Annotated in this window: 18 protein-coding genes; 17 read left to right on the forward strand and 1 reads right to left on the reverse strand. The window is 30.5% G+C overall.

Annotated elements, in window-relative coordinates:
- Positions 1-157 precede the first annotated feature (157 nt).
- The 13 genes from napA to CBLAS_RS02055 all read left to right on the forward strand — a co-directional run bounded on the left by napA (position 158) and on the right by CBLAS_RS02055 (position 13253).
- Positions 158-2941: a periplasmic nitrate reductase subunit alpha gene (napA, locus tag CBLAS_RS01995; protein WP_106871606.1), complete on the forward strand. Its 2784-nt coding sequence runs from the start codon at positions 158-160 to the stop codon at positions 2939-2941.
- Between the two features lie 8 nt (positions 2942-2949).
- The gene (napG, locus tag CBLAS_RS02000) at positions 2950-3699 is read left to right on the forward strand and encodes a ferredoxin-type protein NapG (RefSeq protein ID WP_106871656.1); all 750 of its coding nucleotides are present in this window, start codon (positions 2950-2952) and stop codon (positions 3697-3699) included.
- On the forward strand, positions 3699-4487 hold the full coding sequence (napH, locus tag CBLAS_RS02005) for a quinol dehydrogenase ferredoxin subunit NapH (RefSeq protein ID WP_106871604.1): 789 nt from the start codon (positions 3699-3701) through the stop codon (positions 4485-4487). Before napG ends, napH begins: the two co-directional genes overlap by 1 nt.
- Position 4488: 1 nt before the next feature.
- Positions 4489-4992 (forward strand): nitrate reductase cytochrome c-type subunit, encoded by a 504-nt coding sequence (locus CBLAS_RS02010; protein WP_106871602.1) that lies wholly within the window; start codon positions 4489-4491, stop codon positions 4990-4992.
- Position 4993: 1 nt separating this feature from the next.
- Positions 4994-5446 (forward strand): 4Fe-4S binding protein, encoded by a 453-nt coding sequence (locus CBLAS_RS02015; protein WP_106871599.1) that lies wholly within the window; start codon positions 4994-4996, stop codon positions 5444-5446.
- A gap of 10 nt (positions 5447-5456) precedes the next feature.
- Positions 5457-6392, forward strand: coding sequence for a WD40 repeat domain-containing protein (locus CBLAS_RS02020; RefSeq protein ID WP_106871597.1), 936 nt, complete (start codon positions 5457-5459; stop codon positions 6390-6392).
- Position 6393: 1 nt separating this feature from the next.
- Positions 6394-6735: a chaperone NapD gene (locus CBLAS_RS02025; RefSeq protein ID WP_106871595.1), complete on the forward strand. Its 342-nt coding sequence runs from the start codon at positions 6394-6396 to the stop codon at positions 6733-6735.
- A gap of 286 nt (positions 6736-7021) precedes the next feature.
- Entirely contained in the window at positions 7022-8314 is a 1293-nt protein-coding gene (locus CBLAS_RS02030; RefSeq protein ID WP_106871593.1) for a major outer membrane protein, read from the forward strand.
- A 67-nt stretch (positions 8315-8381) separates the two neighbouring features.
- Entirely contained in the window at positions 8382-8864 is a 483-nt protein-coding gene (locus CBLAS_RS02035; RefSeq protein WP_106871591.1) for a c-type cytochrome, read from the forward strand.
- Positions 8865-9049: 185 nt separating this feature from the next.
- On the forward strand, positions 9050-9550 hold the full coding sequence (petA, locus tag CBLAS_RS02040; protein ID WP_106871589.1) for a ubiquinol-cytochrome c reductase iron-sulfur subunit: 501 nt from the start codon (positions 9050-9052) through the stop codon (positions 9548-9550).
- Between the two features lie 10 nt (positions 9551-9560).
- On the forward strand, positions 9561-10820 hold the full coding sequence (locus CBLAS_RS02045) for a cytochrome b (protein WP_106871587.1): 1260 nt from the start codon (positions 9561-9563) through the stop codon (positions 10818-10820).
- 2 nt (positions 10821-10822) lie between these two features.
- Positions 10823-11851, forward strand: coding sequence for a c-type cytochrome (locus CBLAS_RS02050; protein ID WP_106871585.1), 1029 nt, complete (start codon positions 10823-10825; stop codon positions 11849-11851).
- 193 nt (positions 11852-12044) lie between these two features.
- On the forward strand, positions 12045-13253 hold the full coding sequence (locus CBLAS_RS02055) for a Wzz/FepE/Etk N-terminal domain-containing protein (RefSeq protein WP_106871583.1): 1209 nt from the start codon (positions 12045-12047) through the stop codon (positions 13251-13253).
- A gap of 385 nt (positions 13254-13638) precedes the next feature.
- Here CBLAS_RS02055 and mnmG read toward each other — a convergent pair whose 3' ends face one another.
- Entirely contained in the window at positions 13639-15513 is a 1875-nt protein-coding gene (gene mnmG, locus CBLAS_RS02060) for a tRNA uridine-5-carboxymethylaminomethyl(34) synthesis enzyme MnmG (protein ID WP_106871582.1), read from the reverse strand.
- Positions 15514-15632: 119 nt separating this feature from the next.
- Between mnmG and bioB the strand changes: the two genes are divergently transcribed.
- From bioB to iadA, 4 genes are read left to right on the forward strand one after another with little or no spacing between them, the layout of a single operon-like run.
- Complete coding sequence (gene bioB, locus CBLAS_RS02065; protein WP_106871580.1) at positions 15633-16601, forward strand: biotin synthase BioB; 969 nt, start codon at positions 15633-15635, stop codon at positions 16599-16601.
- A gap of 11 nt (positions 16602-16612) precedes the next feature.
- Positions 16613-17221, forward strand: coding sequence for a riboflavin synthase (locus CBLAS_RS02070; protein ID WP_106871578.1), 609 nt, complete (start codon positions 16613-16615; stop codon positions 17219-17221).
- The gene (pgeF, locus tag CBLAS_RS02075) at positions 17185-17889 is read left to right on the forward strand and encodes a peptidoglycan editing factor PgeF (RefSeq protein WP_172658165.1); all 705 of its coding nucleotides are present in this window, start codon (positions 17185-17187) and stop codon (positions 17887-17889) included. The genes CBLAS_RS02070 and pgeF overlap by 37 nt, the downstream gene beginning before the upstream one ends.
- Positions 17890-17946: 57 nt before the next feature.
- Positions 17947-19086: a beta-aspartyl-peptidase gene (iadA, locus tag CBLAS_RS02080; RefSeq protein ID WP_106871576.1), complete on the forward strand. Its 1140-nt coding sequence runs from the start codon at positions 17947-17949 to the stop codon at positions 19084-19086.
- The last annotated feature ends 15 nt before the right edge of the window (positions 19087-19101 follow it).

Raw genomic sequence — 19101 nt, forward strand, 5'->3', positions numbered from 1 at the left:
TCAAAGAGAGGAAAAGCCTTTTTTATAATATTAATTTATATATAAATTTCTTTCTAAATTTAAATTTTTATAGTTATCATGACCTAAATCATTTTTTTAATAAAGTATAAATGCTACAATTATCCTATGGAAAACTCAATATAAAGGAGAGTATCTAATGGATAGACGAGATTTTATTAAAAGTGCAGCAGCTACAGCAGCCTGTACAAGTATAGGAGCAGTAGTTCCCTCAAGTCTAGCAGCAAATGCTAAAAAGGCTGAGAAGGATTGGCGTTGGGACAAATCTGTTTGCAGATTTTGTGGAACGGGCTGTGGGATTATGGTTGCCACAAAAGACGGCAAGATTGTAGCTGTAAAAGGGGATCCAGAAGCTCCTGTTAACCGTGGATTAAACTGTATTAAAGGTTATTTTAATGCAAAAATTATGTATGGTGAAGATAGGCTTACAACTCCACTTCTAAGAGTTAATGAAAAGGGCGAATTTGATAAAAAAGGTAAATTTGTTCCTATTTCATGGAAACAAGCTTTTGATGTTATGGAAGAACAGTTTAAAAAAGCCTATAATGAGCTAGGTCCAACAGGTATTGGTGTTTTTGGTAGTGGTCAATACACTATCCAAGAAGGGTATACAGCTGTTAAGCTTATAAAAGCTGGCTTTAGAAGTAATAACATAGATCCAAATGCAAGACATTGTATGGCAAGTGCGGTTGTGGGATTTATGCAAACTTTTGGTATAGATGAGCCAAGTGGCTGTTTTGATGATATTGAGCTTACTGATACAATCATCACATGGGGCGCTAATATGGCTGAAATGCATCCAATTTTATGGAGCAGGGTAAGTGATAGAAAATTAAGCGATCCAGAAAATGTTAAAATTGTAAACCTTACTACATTTTCAAGCAGAACATCAAATTTAGCTGATATTGAAATTATTTTTAAACCTTCAACAGACCTTGCTATTTGGAACTACATAGCAAGAGAGATTGTATATAACCACCCAGAAGCCATTGATGAAGAATTTGTTAAAAAACATTGTGTTTTTACAACAGGATATGCTGACATTGGTTATGGAATGAGAGAAAATATTAATCATCCAAAATTTAAAAAATCAGAGCTTGATACAGTAGCAAAGCAAAAAAGTAAAAAAGTTAGTGAAGCAGAAGGCGTTACTTTATCATATCTAGGCTTAAAAGCTAAAGATAATATGGAGATGAAAAATAGCAATAAAGCTGGAGCGCACTGGGAAATAGGCTTTGATGAGTTTAAAAAAGCTTTAGAGCCATATACACTTGAATTTGTTGCAAATTTAGCAAAAGGCGACAAAGACGAGGATATTGAAGAGTTTAAAGCTAAGCTTAAAACACTAGCTGATTTATATATAGAAAAGCAAAGAAAAGTTGTAAGTTTTTGGACTATGGGCTTTAATCAACACACTCGTGGAACATGGGTTAATGAGCAAAGCTATATGGTGCATTTTTTACTAGGAAAACAAGCAAAACCAGGTAGTGGAGCATTTTCACTTACGGGACAACCAAGTGCTTGTGGAACAGCAAGAGAGGTTGGAACATTCTCACACAGGCTTCCTGCTGATATGGTAGTTGCAAATCCAAAACATAGAGAAATTACTGAAAAAATTTGGAATTTACCAAAAGGGACATTAAACCCAAAACCAGGCTCTCACTTTACAAAGATTATGAGAGATTTAGAAGATGGAAAGATTAAATTTGCATGGGTTCAAGTAAATAATCCATGGCAAAACACTGCAAATGCAAACCACTGGATAAAAGCAGCAAGGGAAATGGATAACTTTATAGTAGTAAGTGAGGTTTATCCAGGAATTTCAGCTAAGGTTGCTGATCTTATTTTACCAACTGCTATGATCTATGAAAAATGGGGAGCTTATGGTAATGCTGAAAGAAGAACACAACATTGGAGACAACAAGTTCTACCAGTAGGTGAAGCTATGAGTGATACATGGCAAATGTTTGAGTTTGCAAAAAGATTTAAACTTAAAGATGTTTGGGGTGCTAAAAAAATAGATGATAAGCTAACATTGCCTAGCGTTTTAGAAGATGCAAAAGCTATGGGTTATAAAGAAGATGATACTTTATTTGATGTTTTATATGCAAATAAAGAGGCTTTGAAATTTAGCGCTAAAGATAAAATAATGGAAGACTTTTATAACTCTGAAGTATTTGGAGATGAAAGAGAAGTTAAAGGAAGTGATGGAGAGGTGTTTAAAGGTTATAACTTCTTTGTTCAAAAATACCTTTGGGAAGAGTATAGAAAATTTGGTATAGGGCATGGCCATGATTTAGCTGATTTTAACACTTATCATAGAGTAAGAGGACTTAGATGGCCTGTTGTCGATGGTAAAGAGACACAATGGAGATTTAATACTAAATTTGATCCTTATGCTAAAAAAGCTGATAGTAAAAGTGATTTTGCATTCTATGGAAATGCAGGCAAAAAGCTAAGCAAAGGTGACTTGCTAGATATAAAAGGCGATGAGAAAGTTGATATCAACAACAAAGGCAAAATTTTCTTTAGACCATATATGGATCCACCAGAAATGCCAAGTAAAGAGTATCCATTCTGGTTATGTACAGGACGTGTTTTAGAGCACTGGCATAGTGGAACAATGACTATGAGAGTTCCTGAACTTTATAGAGCTGTTCCTGAAGCATTTTGCTATATGAGTGAAAAGGACGCAGAAGAGTTAAAACTAATCCATGGTGATAGCGTATGGGTAGAATCACGCCGTGGAAAAGTAAAAGCAAAAATAGATACAAGAGGTAGAAACAAACCGCCACGTGGACTTGTTTATGTTCCTTGGTTTGATGAAAATGTATTTATTAACAAAGTTTGCTTGGATGCTACTTGCCCGCTATCAAAACAGACAGATTTTAAAAAATGTGCAGTAAAGATATATAAGGCATAAATTTGAATATCTCAAGGCGTGAAATTTTAAAAAAGGGTATAAAAGGTGCAAGCTTAGCACTTGCTGGTGGTTTTATATGGAGTATTGCTACAAAAAGTGAGAGCAAAATTCTTTTAAGACCGCCAGGAGCTTTAAAAGAGGAAATATTTAATGCAAAATGTATTAAATGTGGCCTTTGTGTTGAAGCTTGCCCTTATAATACCTTAAAGCTTGCTAGCTTTAAAGATGATATTGCAATTGGCACACCATATTTTACGCCACGAGAAATTCCATGTTATATGTGTGAGGATATACCTTGTACTGCGATTTGCCCAACTGGTGCATTAGATGTAGATTTAGTTAGCACAGATGAAAAACTAGATATTAAAAAAATGCAAGTTGGTGTTGCTGTTCTTGATATGCAAAATTGTGTTGCATACTGGGGCATACAATGCGATGCCTGTTATAGAGCATGTCCATTAATAGATGAAGCCATTTATCTTGAATACAGAAGAAATGATAGAACAGCAAAACATGCATTTTTACTTCCTATAGTAGATCCAAATTTTTGCACAGGATGTGGAAAATGTGAAAGAGCTTGTATAACAGAAAAAGCAGCTATTTTTGTATTACCTAGGAAGATTGCTTTGGGCAGTGTTGGGGATAACTATATAAAAGGCTGGGAAAAAGGTGCGGATAAGAGATTAGAAAATGTTGATACATCTTTGAAATTTAAAAAGAGTAAAGCTGTAGATTATCTAAATGATGGAGAGTTTTAATGAAGATAAATATAGTTAGAAGATTTATTCAAATTTTAATATTAATTCTTTTTATTTTGGGAAATCTTAAAATTTTAAATATCTTAGAAGGTAATCTAAGTAGCTCTATTTTATTTGGTGGCTTAGGTCTTAGCGACCCATATGCAGTTCTTCAAATATATTTAGCTACTTTTAGCGTATCAGCTACTGCTATAAGTGGGGCTTTGCTTGTATTGTTTTTCTATTCTATAATCGCATCAAGGGCTTTTTGCTCATGGGTATGTCCTGTAAATTTGATAACAGATTTTGCATATTTTTTTAGAAAAAAGTTTAATTATGCAAAAGATACAAGGGTTATTAGGTTGCCAAAAAACTTTAGATACTACTTTTTAGGACTTAGCTTAATCTTAAGTTTTGTTTTATCAACTCCTGCTTTTGAGCAAATAAGCTTTGTTGGAGTGATACAAAGAGGTATAATTTTTGGCAATGTAATGGCAATAGGCGTAGCATTTTTTATATTTGCTTTTGATGCATTTATACTTGAAAGGGGAATATGTTCAAATATATGTCCTTTAGGGGCTTTTTATTCTCTAGCTGGGAAATTCGCATTTGTGCGAGTTGAACATACAGTTGAAAACTGTACTAGATGTATGGATTGTAAAAAAGTTTGTCCTGAAAAACAAGTTTTAAACATAGTGGGTAAAAAAAATGCTTTTATAAAAAGTGAGTGCATAAGCTGTGGTAGATGTATAGATATATGCAAACACGATGCTTTAAATTTTAGCATTAGACATAATAAGGAGAATTAATATGAAAAAAATAATATTAGTATGCCTAAGTATAGCCTGTGTTTGGGCTGCTGGCATAAACGATGAAAGCATTGGGTTAAGAAAAGTTAGCCTAATGGATGAAAATAAGGTAAAAATAGAAGATATAAACTATAGTGCACAGCCCCCTGGAATGTCAACAAGATTTGATAGATCTTTTGAAAATGCGCCACCAATGATACCTCATGATTTAGATGGTTTACTTCCTATAACAACTGAACTTAATATGTGTACTACTTGCCATATGCCAGAATTTGCAAAAGATGTTGGTTCAACTTCTGTTCCAAAAAGTCACTTAGTTGATTTAAGAACAGGTAAAGATGACAAAGGAATGCTTGATGGCTCAAGGTATAATTGTGTTCAATGTCATGCTCCACAAGCAAACACAGAACCTTTAGTTAAAAACAAATTTCATCCAAATTTCAGAGATGAAAAGTCAAAAACTAGTTCAAATTTGATTGATATTTTAAATCAAGGCGTTAAGTAAGTTGGATATTAAAAGAAGAGGGCTCTTTAAAAAAATAAAAGAGCCTATTTCTCCTCCATATTTTAGTGGAAAGTTTGATTGTAAAGATTGTAGCGCACCTTGTGTTAGTAGTTGTGATAGAGATCTATTAAGTTTTTTAGGTGATAAGGTTGAGTTTAAAGTGGTTGATTTAGGGTGCAATTTTTGCCAAAATTGTGCTTTAGCTTGTGAAAACATAGGTAAAAATGTTTTAAGTTTAAAATTTGAAGCCAAGGTTTTAGCTAAAGCTAGTTTGAACATAAACTTATGTCTAGCATGGAATGCCACTACATGTTATAATTGCTTAGATAGTTGTAATTACAAAGCGATTGATTATTTTGGAGTATTTAAGCCTACTATTAATGACAAATGCATAGGTTGTGGTGAATGTTTAAGAAATTGCTTCGTAAATTCCCTATCTTTAAAAGCAATTTAAAGGATAATATATGAAGTTAATTATATTTATTTTAATGTTAACTACTTTTTTATATCCAAATGAAAGCAAGCTTTTGCATACAGTCCACACAAAGCACAATGTTATGGATATCAAACTAAATAAAGATATATTATTTATTGCAACAGATGGCGGCGAGGCTTTAATCTATGATATCAGTAAAAACAAAACTCTAAAAACTATTAAAATAGATAAAATTAAAACATATTTTGACACACAAAACGCAAAAATATTTAATATAGATAAACTAAATTCAAAAGTTTTAATGCTTAGTGAGGGCGATTTTGGCTCAAAAGTTTTACATATATACTCTTATAGCGATGATAAGCTAACTAGCACTTCTTTGGAAAACGAAGCCATTAAAAAAGCACTCTTTATAGATGAAAACAGGGTTCTTCTAGTAAGTTTAAGTAGTGAAATTTACATTTACGACTTAGATAAAAAAGAAATTACTGAAACTTACAAAATAACAACATCTGCTTTAGGTGATGTAGAGCTATTATCTAAAAATGGCTTAGTTGTGATGGGTTGTGAGAGTGGAAAGATATATATTTTTTCTATAGATGAAAAAAAGCTTTTAAAAACTATAGATATGCATAAAGATAATATTTATGATATAGAAATTTCAAAAAACAAAACCATAGTAAGTGGCTCAGCTGATAAATTTGTAGGTATTTTTGTCAATGATAAAAAAGAACATATGAAATCTAGCTTTTTAGTCTATGCAGTAGGGGTTAGTGCTGATGGTAAAAAAGGTGCATTTATGAGTGATATAGATAGTAAAATAACTATTTTCGACACTAGTGCATTAAAAACTATTAGTAAAATAGATACAAAGCAAAGCACGATAAGCGGAATTATCTTTTATAAAGATGATAAAATTATAAGTTTTGCATATGAAAATGATATAAAAATTTGGAGATATTAAGATGACGATTTCAAGTATAGTTATAAATTTAAAAAAAGAAAATTTTAAAGATGAAGTAATAAAAAAGGTTAAAACCTTTAAAGAGTGCGAGATTGTAACAAGCCAGGATAATAAAATAGTAGTTATAGTAAGCACAAAAAACACAGATGAGCAGATATCTATATTTAAACAAATTCAAAATATTAACGGGGTTGATGATGTGGCTATGATATATAGCTATGATGAATTAGATAAGGATATTAAAAATTTAAAAAATGCACCTAGTGTAAGTAAAATTTTAGATGACGATGTAGATACTAAAGATGTAGTATATAAAGGTAGCATTCACTATAAGGTAAAATAGTAATTTTAGGTTTAAAACTACTTATATTTTAGGTTGCCATCTATTTACTCTTACTATATATAATTATACATATCAAAAAATGATAGAACTTCCTTTCAAAAAAGCGAGGAGAATTTATTCTCCTCAATGCTTTAAAATTACAATTTTATACATTTTTAAGCCTTTTGGTAAACATTTGGCAACAATTTGGTGTCTTTTCGGTAAATTTAAGATAATTTTAAGCAAAAGATACAAACTTTTATGCTACTATAACAACATTGAAACCAAAATTTTAAAAGGAGTTCTAATGAAATTAGTAAAATTGAGTTTAGTAGCAGCTATGGCTGCGGGACTTATGGCAAGTACAGCTTCAGCTACACCACTAGATGAGTTAATCAAAAATGTAGATGCAAACGGCTATGCTAGAATGAGATATCAAACAAACAAAGCAGATGTAGGTGTTAAGGATCCAAAAAGTGGTAAAATGACTCGTGAAAAAGACCATACAGGTAGATGGGAATTTAGAGGTCAACTACACCTAAAAACTATGATAGATGACAACTTCTTTGCAGTAGTTGGCGGTGACTATAGATATAGAACACAAGGTCATGGTGGTTATAAGAATAGTAAAGATGAACTTGTTGGTAGCACTGCAACTTCATATGGTAAACACGATTCAAGACTATCAAATTTCCACTTTGGATATAACATAGCTGGAACAACTGTAACAGTTGGTAGACAAGCTCTTGGAACATTCTTTACTGATGATATGTTCGGTGATGGTATCAAAGTTGTAAACACAGATATTGAAGGTTTAACTCTAGCAGCTTTATTTATGGATACATTAGAAGCAGATGGTGATATTGCAACAAAAGACTTATTTAAAGATCCAACAACTGGTAAAAAAACTGGCAAAGAAACTACAGATCATAACCTATATGGTGTAGCAGCTATTGGTTCATATGATCCAGTATCTTTCCAACTATGGTATGCAATTTTAGAAGATGTAACTGATTTATTTGCAGTTGAGTTAACAGCTGGTTTTGATGTTGCAGATAATATCAACATTGGCTTAAAAGGTCAATATGCATTCTCAAATATGGATAGCAAATTTAAAACTAGTCTTAAAAATAATGTAGATGATGGTGAGTTCTGGGGTATCGAAGCTTCAACAAAACTATTTGGCTTAGACTTTACAGCTGGTTATGTTGATTACTCAGCAGACAAAAAAGATAAACTATCTTTAGTTTCATTTGAAGATATAGGCTCATTTATCAATGCTGGTGAACAATTAGTTTACTCTGATGGTGGTGACTATACACTATTTAAAGGTGATAACAACTACTTCTTTGTAACAGCAATGTATGAAATTCCAAACACAAACTTTAGTTTTGGTGCTGATTACTTAAATGGTAAAAATAAGTTCAAAGAAGGTGTTGATAATGTAGAAATTAAAAAACAAGAAATTGTTGGTAGATTTGCTTACAAAGCTACAGAACAGCTTAAATTCTCAAGCTACTATTCACATTATCAAGAAAAATTTGATGGAAAAAAAGACAAATTTGATGAATTTAGATTTGAAGCTAAATACTCATTCTAATAATCTTAGAATAATATAAGGCGAGATTTTCTCTCGCCTTTTTTAAATTTAACTATAAGGTTCCTTAATGCAATTTTTCAAACTTTCTTTTTTAATATCTTTTTTACTTCTAACAAATATTTATGCTCAAAATAATTCTAATATTGATGTTAGTTCTCAATCTAAAAAACATATTAAAGATGAAAATACTACACAACCTAAAAAGTTATCTGTTTCTCAAATTATAGGCAAACAACTTTTTGAGGTTAATTGCCAAAAATGTCATGGAGTAAATGGAGAGAAAAAATCATCTCCAAAATCCAGAAGATTGTCTTCTATGACTTCAGAAGAAATTTACTATACATTTAAGAAATACTATACTTTTGGTTTGAATGTAGGTGGAAGTTCAAGAGTGACAATGGAAGCTGTGGCAAGTAAAATTACTCTAGATGAGTTAGAACAAATTATATCTTATATTAAAAATGATGATGAATTTTTAAAAAGAAACTACAAATTAAAAAATACAGATATATCTGATAAACCTACTTCACAGGGTGTTTATATAAAATAAGTTTGATAATTTTTATCAAAAAATAAGCTTTGATTTTACATATGCTTATTTTTTACTAGCTATTTTTTAAATATGCTTTTAATATCATGCTTTTTAGATAAATTTGCTTTTATTTCATTTCTTTTTTATTATTTTTAGGATAGAATATTAATCATTAATTAATACATTATTTAGAAAGGTTGAACATGTCTCTTGAAAACAGTGAGCGACGTAAATTTATCGGCGCTTCTTTTAGTGCTGTAGCAGCTGTGGGTGGATTTTTTTCACTAGTTGCTATGAAAAAAACATGGGACCCACTTCCAAGCGTAAAAGCCGCAGGCTTTACGACGGTTGATTTAAGTCCATTAAAAGAAGGGGAGTTACATCAAATTACTTGGCGTAAAAAGCCAATTTTCATACTTAAAAAAACAGCTGATATGAAAGCAGATGATAACAGAGATGTTATAGTTGATGGTGCAAGATATACAGTTTGCATAGGATTATGCACACATTTAGGCTGTATTCCAAGCTATAAATCAGGTCAATTCATCTGTGCTTGCCATGGTGGTATTTTTGATATTAGTGGAAATGCTGTATTTGGTCCTCCCCCAAGAGGGCTTGATATACCTCCATTTAAAATCGATGGAACTAAGTTAGTTTTAGGCGAAACAAGTCCTGAATTTGAAAAACTTGTTAAGAAAGCATAGGGGGTTGTAAATGGCAAATATTAAAAAATCAACTAGTCTTGGCGATTGGTTTGATCAAAGACTAGCTGTTAAGAAATTTTGGAATGTTATGGCTGCTGAGTATTGGATACCAAAAAATATTAGTTTTTTATGGGCTATGGGTGTTATACTTTTAGCACTTTTTGTTATTTTGTTTGTTAGTGGTCTTATGCTTGTTATGTATTATAAACCAGACGCGAAATTAGCATTTGATAGCGTTAATTATACTATTATGCAAGAAGTTGAATACGGTTGGCTATGGCGACATATGCACGGCATTGCTGCTTCTATTACATTTTTAATTATCTATATCCATACATTTACAGGGATTTATTATCGTTCATATAAAAATGGTAGAGAGATGATTTGGGTTAGTGGTATTTTACTTTTTATCATATTTTCTGCTGAGGCATTTAGTGGATATATGCTTCCATGGGGTCAAATGAGCTACTGGGCTGCCCAAGTTATAACTCAACTTTTTGGAGGAGTTCCAATAATTGGAGATGCTTTGGTTGAGTGGATAAGAGGCGATTATGCAGTAAGCGATCCAACACTTACTAGATTTTATATGCTTCATGTTTGTTTACTTCCTATCGTAATTATTGCTGTTATAGCATTTCACTTTTATAGTTTAAGGTTTCCACATGTAAATAATCTTGATGGCGAAGAGATTGATTTTGATTTAGAAGGCGAAAAATATTTAAGCGGTAAAGTTAAAGAGTCAAAAGTTATACCTTTTTGGCCAGGATTTTTAGCAAAAGACTTTTTCTATGTTTCAATATTTATGATATTTTTCTTCTATCTTGTAGGGTTTAACTATAATTTTGCAATGGATCCTATTAACTTTGAGCCAGCAAATAGCTTAAAAACACCTACGCATATATATCCAGAGTGGTATTTTTTATGGCAATATGAGATATTAAGAGGATTTTTCTTTGATATAGGACCTTTGAAAGCTTCAGACATAGGACTTATAGCATTTTCGTTTGCAGGAGTGTCTTTAGGACTTCTTCCGTGGCTTGATAGAAGTGATGTTGTAGCACCCGCACATAAAAACAGAGGCTTTTTTATATGGTTTTGGGTGTTACTAGTAGATATGATTTTACTTAGTATTTTTGGAAAATTACCAGCAGATGGCTCTATAATGGGGATAAATAACACCTATATAGGTTTTGTTTTATCTATATTATATATAGGACTCATAGTGGTATTTTTACCTCTAATTACAATACTTGAGAGAAAAGGGAGATAACAATGAAAGAATTAAAAACATTATTAGTAGTTATCTTTTTTATAGCTATTCTTTATATAGGAGTTGAGCCTTTTGCGCATACAAAGTTGCACCCTCATGTTGAACCTGCAAATTATGATTTTGCAGCTGAGGATATATCTTTAGCAAATACAAATATAGAAAAATCTCAAAAAACCTTAGAAGCTGCAATGAAAACAGGCAATGAGGACATTATAAAGAGTGCTAAAATAGAATTTGAAACAGCTAAAAGCTCAAAAGAAAAATTTGATAGTTTTTGGAAAGATATCAATAAAATAGATCTTTCAAAAGGAGATGCGACTGCTGGCGCTGAAACATTTATGATGGCAGGATGTATAGGTTGCCATGCTGTAAAATCTCAGGGTATGGACGCTCCTATGGACGCTATGGCTTCAAGTGAGACATATGGAACTAACCCACCTGATTTAAGTAGAGCAGGAGCTATATTTGATGAAAAATTTCTTGCTGCACTTATAAAAGATCCGGTTATGGCACAAAAGTTGGGGCATAAATTTGATGATGAAAATCCATATCCAATGCCGGGATTTTTTGGTGCAGGTGGAGATATAGATCAAGAAGTTTCAGATATAGTTGCTTACTTAAAATCAATAGCACCTAAAGAGGTAAGTGGTAAAGAAATTTTTGTGGATGCATGTCAAAGATGTCACGATATAAAATATGACAATCTTTATACAGACGGTAATAAAATTTCTGTAGCTGAGTTTATGGGTTCTACACCACCAGATTTATCTATGATAATAAGATCAAAAAGCAAAGATTATCTACATAACTTTATAAACGATACGCAAAAAATGCTTCCGGGCACTGCTATGCCAAGAGTAGGGCTAAATAAAGCTTCTGAAGAAAAAGTTATAGCTTATATGGAAACTGTAGGGGATAGCAAAAAGGCTGAAAGAGAGAAAACATCTATATATATAATGATATATTTTGTAATTTTAGCTATTTTCGCAGGTCTTTGGAAAAAGAAAATTTGGTCTAAATTAGAAGAGTAGTAAATTAAACCCCAAATGAATGGGGTTTAATTATTACAGCTATTAAAATTTTTAAACTCAATTAGTTGGAATGCTTTTTGGGTTTAATTATAATATTCGTCTATGCGCTATTAAAATTTGATATTTTTTAGATATAATTACTCCTAGTTTTAAAATAAATTATCTAATGAAATAACTATTAAGGATTTAAAATTTGAATACAAATGAAATTTACAAAGATGATGAAATTGATCTTTTTGAAGTTTTTAAAACTTTATGGGCATATAGGATAAAAATACTGCTTATAACTTTAGGATTTGTTATTATTGGTTTGATTTATTCTTTTGTAGTTACTCCTTGGTATAAAGCAACTGCTTTAGTTGAAGTAGGATATTATAAAGATGGCGAAAAAGAGATTCCTTTGGCAAATACTAATGATGTAGTTGAAAAATTGAAAGTTAAATATATTGATTTGTTAAAAGAGATAGAAGACAGAAACGAAATTGTTAAAAACATAAGTGAAATTAAGGGAAAACCTAGCTTTTTTAAAGTAGATGTTTTAGGAAAAAGCAATGAGCATGCTATTAATATAATAAAAAATATAGTTTTAGATGTTTCAAATGAGCATAAGAATCTATTAAACGGATATCTTAGTAAAAAAAATGTTGAATTATCTAATATTGATAGACAAATAGACTATTTACAAAATACTAAAACCATTGCACTAAAAGAGAAAATAGATATAATAAAAAATATGACTATTCCAAGACTTGATAGACAAATAGAGTATTTTGAAAAAACAATTATTCCAGCAACACAAAGAAATATAGATAAGGTAGATAAGATACTTCTGCCGTCCATTGAGATTAAAATAGAAAATTTAAATAATGATACACAAGAGTATAATAAAGATTTAGAAGTGATTAAAAAAAATGAAAAGAACATTTCAAGAGATGATAGAATGTTTTTACTCTCACAAAAAACATATATCTATTCTCAAATTTCATCAAATAAAAAATCACTTATAGCGCTTGAAGAGCAAAAAAATATTCTTATATCACAAACAAAACCAGCTCTTGAAGATAAATTAGATAAGCTTATAAATATAGATTTAGTAAATCTTGAAGAAAATAAAGATAAAATTTTAAATACAGACTTAATAGCTTTGGAAAGAGAACTAAATAATTTAAAAACTATAGAGTTAAATAAACTTTTAGACCAAAGATCTATCATTGAACTTGCGCTTAAATCATATAGTTATAAAAACACATCAATAGTCTCTGATATAGTTATCTCAAAAAACCCTGAAAAACCTAAAAAGAAATTAATTATAGCTATTTCTTTAATTACGGGATTTATGTTTAGTATTTTTGTAGTATTAATCTATGATTCTATAAATAAATACAAATTGCAAAATTCATAGATTTAATAAAATTTTTCTATAATAAGATTTTTGAAGGATAAGATAACAAATTTTTTGTAAGTTAAAATGATGAAATAAAGCCTCAGAATGATTATACAACATAGTCAATCTTAAATTTGCTATTTTAAGGTTTAAATTTGTTATATTAATAAACAAAACCTCCATTTGCTATTATAAGTTAAGTAAAAAATATCATAATTGCAATGTCTAAGCTAAAAAAATTTTAGCTTAGAGTGTTTGGTTATGCAATCTTAAATATAGCAAAAATATTATAATTGTTTGGTATTTACTTAAAATTTCTATTTTGCTAAATTAAATAAAGGATTCATTTAGCAAAATACTCATTTATAACAAAGTTATCTTAATAAATTCAAATAATCTTAATTTAGCGCTTGTTTATTTTATTTTTTTCATTTATTTTTATATAAATATGAATAAGATCAATTGCAGCAGGAGTAATTCCTGAAATTTCACTTGCTGCAAAAAGTGTTGGTGGATTGAACTTTTTTAATTTTTCAACTACCTCTTTGCTTAATCCTGAAATTATAGAAAAATCCATATCTGCTGGAATTTTAATATTCATCATATCTTTCATCTTAATAACTTCTGCTTTTTGTGTTTTTATGTAAAAATAGTATTTTGCCTCTATTAAAATTTGTTCTATACTCTCATCGTCTAAATTTTTAAAAAATGGATTTAATGATTTTAGATTTTGCCCATTGAAGCTTTTTCGTGCGACAATTTTTTGCAAAGATATATTATTTGTTATAGGTTCCTCATCAATGCTTTTTAAAAATTCTAAATTCTCTTTTGATGGAGTGAGCTCTGTTGTTGTAAGTATATCCATACCTTTTTTTACATTTTCTTTTATAAGTTGTGATCTATTATAAATTTCATCATTTAAAAGCCCGAGTTTTTTACCATATTTTGCAAGTCTTAAATGTGCATTATCCTCTCTTAGTAGAAGTCTATATTCAGCTCTACTTGTAAACATTCTATATGGTTCTTTTGTTCCTTTTGTAACTAAATCATCTATCAAAACACCTATATAAGCTTCATCTCTTCTTAAAATAAAAGGATCTTTATTTTCAAGAGATAAAACAGCATTTATACTTGCCATAAGACCTTGTGCAGCTGCCTCTTCATATCCTGTTGTGCCATTTATCTGACCTGCTAGATAAAGACCTTTTATCTTTTTTGTTTCAAGTGTGTGTTTAAGTTCAGTTGGATCAACATAGTCATACTCAATAGCATATCCATGACGAACTATTTTTGCATTTTCAAAACCTTTTATTGTTTTTAGCATTTGATTTTGGACTTCATAAGGAAGTGATGATGAAAGCCCATTTATATAGTATTCTGTCGCATCTTTAGTTTGTGGCTCTATAAAAAGGTGATGTCTTGGCTTATCACTAAATCTATTTATTTTATCTTCGATACTAGGACAATATCTTGGACCAATTCCTTCTATTTGCCCTGTAAAGATTGGAGCAACACCAAAATTATTTCTTATAATTTGATGAGTTGTCTCATTTGTGTATGTTATATAGCAAGGTAGTTGTGTTGGGTTAAAATTTTTAGTTTGCAAACTAAATGGTTTTGGATTTTTATCGCCATCTTGAATTTCAAGTTCAGAAAAATCAATGCTTGAAGCTAAAACTCTAGGACAAGTTCCAGTTTTAAGCCTTCCTAAACTTAAACCTAAATTTTTAAGTGAAGATGAAAGAGATTTAGAGCTAAGCTCTCCAACTCTACCTGCTTCAAATTTAGATTTCCCAACATGCACTAGTCCATTTAAAAAAGTTCCTGTTGTAATTATAATTTTATTGGTATAGTAAGTGCTATTAAGTTGAGTTTTAACTCCATAAATTTCACCATTTTTTACTAATAATTCAGTAGCAATTTCTTGAGAAACATCTAAATTATCAGTTTTTAATAGTAAATTTCGCATATAAATTCTATATTTATCCATATCTATTTGAGCTCTACTTCCCCTTACTGCAGGACCTTTACTTTCATTTAAAACACGAAATTGAATTCCGCACTCATCAGTTGCTTTTGCCATCACTCCACCAAGAGCGTCAATTTCTTTTACTAAATGACCCTTTGCAAGCCCGCCTATTGCAGGGTTACAACTAGTTGCTCCAATTTGTTCAGCTAAAATTGTAATAAGAAGTGTTTTTTTACCCATTTTTGCTGCAGCCATACATGCTTCAATACCTGCATGCCCACCACCAATAACTATTACATCATAATTCATTTTATATCGTCCTTAAAAGTAAAAGTTCTCATTTTATCTAAAATTAAATTTTAAAATCATAAAATGTAGTTATAAATTTAATATAATTTTATAACAATTTCTATAAATAAAGGAAAAATTTGGATAATTTAATAAATTTAGCAAAAAACAAAGTGTTAAATGGCGAGAAAATAGATAAAATTGAGGCTTTAAAGATTGTAAATAGTATAAATTTAGATAATCTTTTAAACGCTGCAAATGAGATAAGAGAGGCTTTTTGTGGTGATGAGTTTAATCTTTGCACAATTATAAATGTAAAATCAGGAAAATGTTCGCAAGATTGTAAATTCTGTGCTCAATCAGCTCATTATAAAACAGGTTGTGAAGTTTACCCTTTTAAAGATATCTCTGAAATTTTAGAAACTGCAAAATATAATGAAAAGCAAGAAGCACATAGGTTTTCGCTAGTTGCAAGTGGTAAAGATCTAAACTCTCATAAAAAAGATATAGATAAAATTAGAGAAATTTATGAAAATTTACAAGATAAAACTTCTTTACATCTTTGTGCTTCTTTTGGTATGGCAGATAAAAAAGATCTTTTAAAATTAAAAGAATCAGGGGTAAGAACATATCATCACAATCTTGAAAGCTCACGCAGGTTTTATCCTAAAATTTGCACAACTCACACTTATGATGATAGAATTAATACAATAAAAGCAGCCTTTGAGGCTGGGCTTGATGTGTGTAGTGGTGGTATATTTGGCTTAGGCGAGAGCATTGAAGATAGAATTGATATGGCAATTGAATTAAGAGAGCTTGGTGTAAGTTCTGTGCCTATTAATATTTTAACACCAATTAAAGGAACACCATTTCAAAATAATCCTTTGTTAGATAATGAGGAAATTTTAAGATCGATTGCAATATATAGATTTATATTGCCAAATGTTTTTTTAAGATTTGCAGGCGGGCGTAAAAATTTAGGAAAAAGTGTTAAAAAAGCTTTAAAGTCAGGAATCAATGCAGCATTAACAGGGGATTTTTTAACAACAACAGGCGATAGTATTGAGTCTGATAAGAGTATGATAAAAGATTGCGGATTTCATATATAAAAAGGGAAAAAATGTTTAATGGGCTTATAAAAGAATTTGCAGAAGTAAAAGAATTTAGTGGAAATGTTTTAAAAATTAAAGCAAAATATAAACCAAATTTAGGCGATAGTGTATCTATAAATGGTGCTTGTCTTAGTGTAACTAAGCTTTTTAATGATGGTTTTAGCGTTGAACTTAGTAGTGAAAGCAGGAGTGTTTTAGCAATTGAAAACTATAAAGACAAAGTTCATATTGAGCCAGCTATGCGAATTGGAGATAGAATTGATGGGCATTTAGTTCAAGGACATATTGATGGAATTGGAGTGATTTATAAAATAGAAAAAAAAGAAAGTGGTAGCGATTTTTTCATAGAACTTCCAAAAAAACTTATGCATTTAGTGGCAAATAAGGGTAGTATTTGTGTTGATGGTGTGAGCCTAACTATTAGTGAAATTTTACAAAATGGAATTAGAATAAGCATTATACCTTTAACTCTTAAAGACACTCTTTTTGGAGAGTATAGAGTAAACAGAAGAGTAAATATCGAAACTGATTTACTTGCTAGATATGTAGCAAGACTGATTGAGTGTAAAAAGGAGCTTACTTGGGAAAAAGTGGAGCTGATATCAAGTTTGTATTAGATGATGAGAATTGTGTAGCTGGGTTCACAAATAAATTTGGTGGAGTTAGTAAAGGCGAGTTTAGTTCTTTAAATTTAGCTTTGCATGTTGGAGATGATAAAGATAAGGTTTTAAAAAATAGAGAAATTTTAAAAAATAGTTTAGGCGTTAAAAAACTAATTTTTATGGAACAAATCCATAGTGATAAGGTAGAAATTTTAAGATTACAAAATCAAATTTTAAACCAATGTGATGCAGTAATTACAAATTTAAAAGATGTAGCACTTTGTGTTATGGTAGCTGATTGTGTGCCTGTAATTTTTGTAGATAGTGAAAAAAGATGTACAGGTGTAGCACATTGTGGAAGAGTAGGAATAGTAAAAAACTTAGCTTCTAAGACTTTAAATTTAATGCAAAGCGAGTTTAGTGTAAAAAATGTTTACATCTATGTTGGTCCTTTTATACAGCCTAGATGTTATGAAGTTGGAGCTTTGGATTTAAACGAGTTTAACAAGTATAAGCAAAATGGCAAATTTGACATGAAGGGTGCTTTGGTTGATGAGCTAAATGCTTTGGGTGTCGAAAACATTAATTTTTTAGATATTTGCACACATTGTAGCGATGAGTATTTTTCATACAGAAAAGATGGAAAAACAGGCAGATTTGCTGGTTTTGTTATGCTTAAATGATAGTTAAGATTTTTTGGATTAAAATGCAAAAATAAATTTTAATTTAAAGGATTTGAAATGTTATTACTTAAAAATGCAAATTTATATGCTCCTGCTTATATGGGAATGAATGATGTTTTAGTTGGTGGTGGCAAGATATTAGCAATCGGAGAAAATTTAGATTTTAACATAAAAGAGCTTGAAATTTATAATTTAGATGGAAGAATTTTAACTCCTGGGTTAATTGACCAACATGTTCATATAACAGGTGGTGGCGGTGAGGCTGGATATCATTCTAGAACTCCTGAGATAAAGTTAAGCGATATTACAAAATATGGAACGACAACGCTTGTAGGAACGCTTGGAACTGATGGTTGCACTAGGAGTTTGGAGAATTTATACTCAAAAGCAAAAGCACTTGAGTATGAAGGAATTTCTACCTTTATTCATACGGGCTCATATGCCACACCAAGTGTTACTTTTACAGATAGTATTACTAAAGATTTGGTTTTAATTGACAAAGTAATAGGCGTAAAAATAGCTATGTCTGATAATAGAAGTAGTTATCCAACAGACGAAGAGATTATTAAAATTTTAGCTCAAATAAGAATTGGTGGAATGATCTCAAAAAAAGGTGGAATTTTACATATACATATGGGTGGGCTTGAGACTAAGCTTGATTTTATATTTAGAATTTTAAAAGATTTCTCATTTCCGATAAACTATTTTTCTCCTACACATTGTGCTAGAACAAAAGAGCTTTTTGATGAGTGTTTGAAATTCCAAAAATTAGGTGGATTTATAGATATTACAACTGGAGGAAGTAAATTTGCACCACTTGATGAGGTTATAGCTTATGGTATTGAAAATGGACTAAAATTGGATATGATTTCTATGAGTTCAGATGGAAATGGAAGCGTTCCAAAATTTGATGAAAATGGAAATTTAGTTGGATATGGCTGTGCTAGTTGTGAGTCAAATTTAAAAACTCTACAAACAATTGTGAAAAATAAAATTTTAGATATTGAAAAAGCTATATCACTAATGACAAAAAATGTTGCTAGTTTTTTAAATTTACATCACAAAGGCGAGATAAAAGTTGGCAATGATGCTGATTTTGCAAGTTTTGATAATGAACTAAATTTATATGATGTAATTGCAAGGGGAGAATTTTGTATAAAAGATGGTAGGATTTGCAAAAAAGGGTTTTTTGAATAATAGTAATGTTAAGAG

It is taken from the genome of Campylobacter blaseri (assembly GCF_013201895.1).
Classification (GTDB): Bacteria; Campylobacterota; Campylobacteria; order Campylobacterales; family Campylobacteraceae; genus Campylobacter_B; species Campylobacter_B blaseri.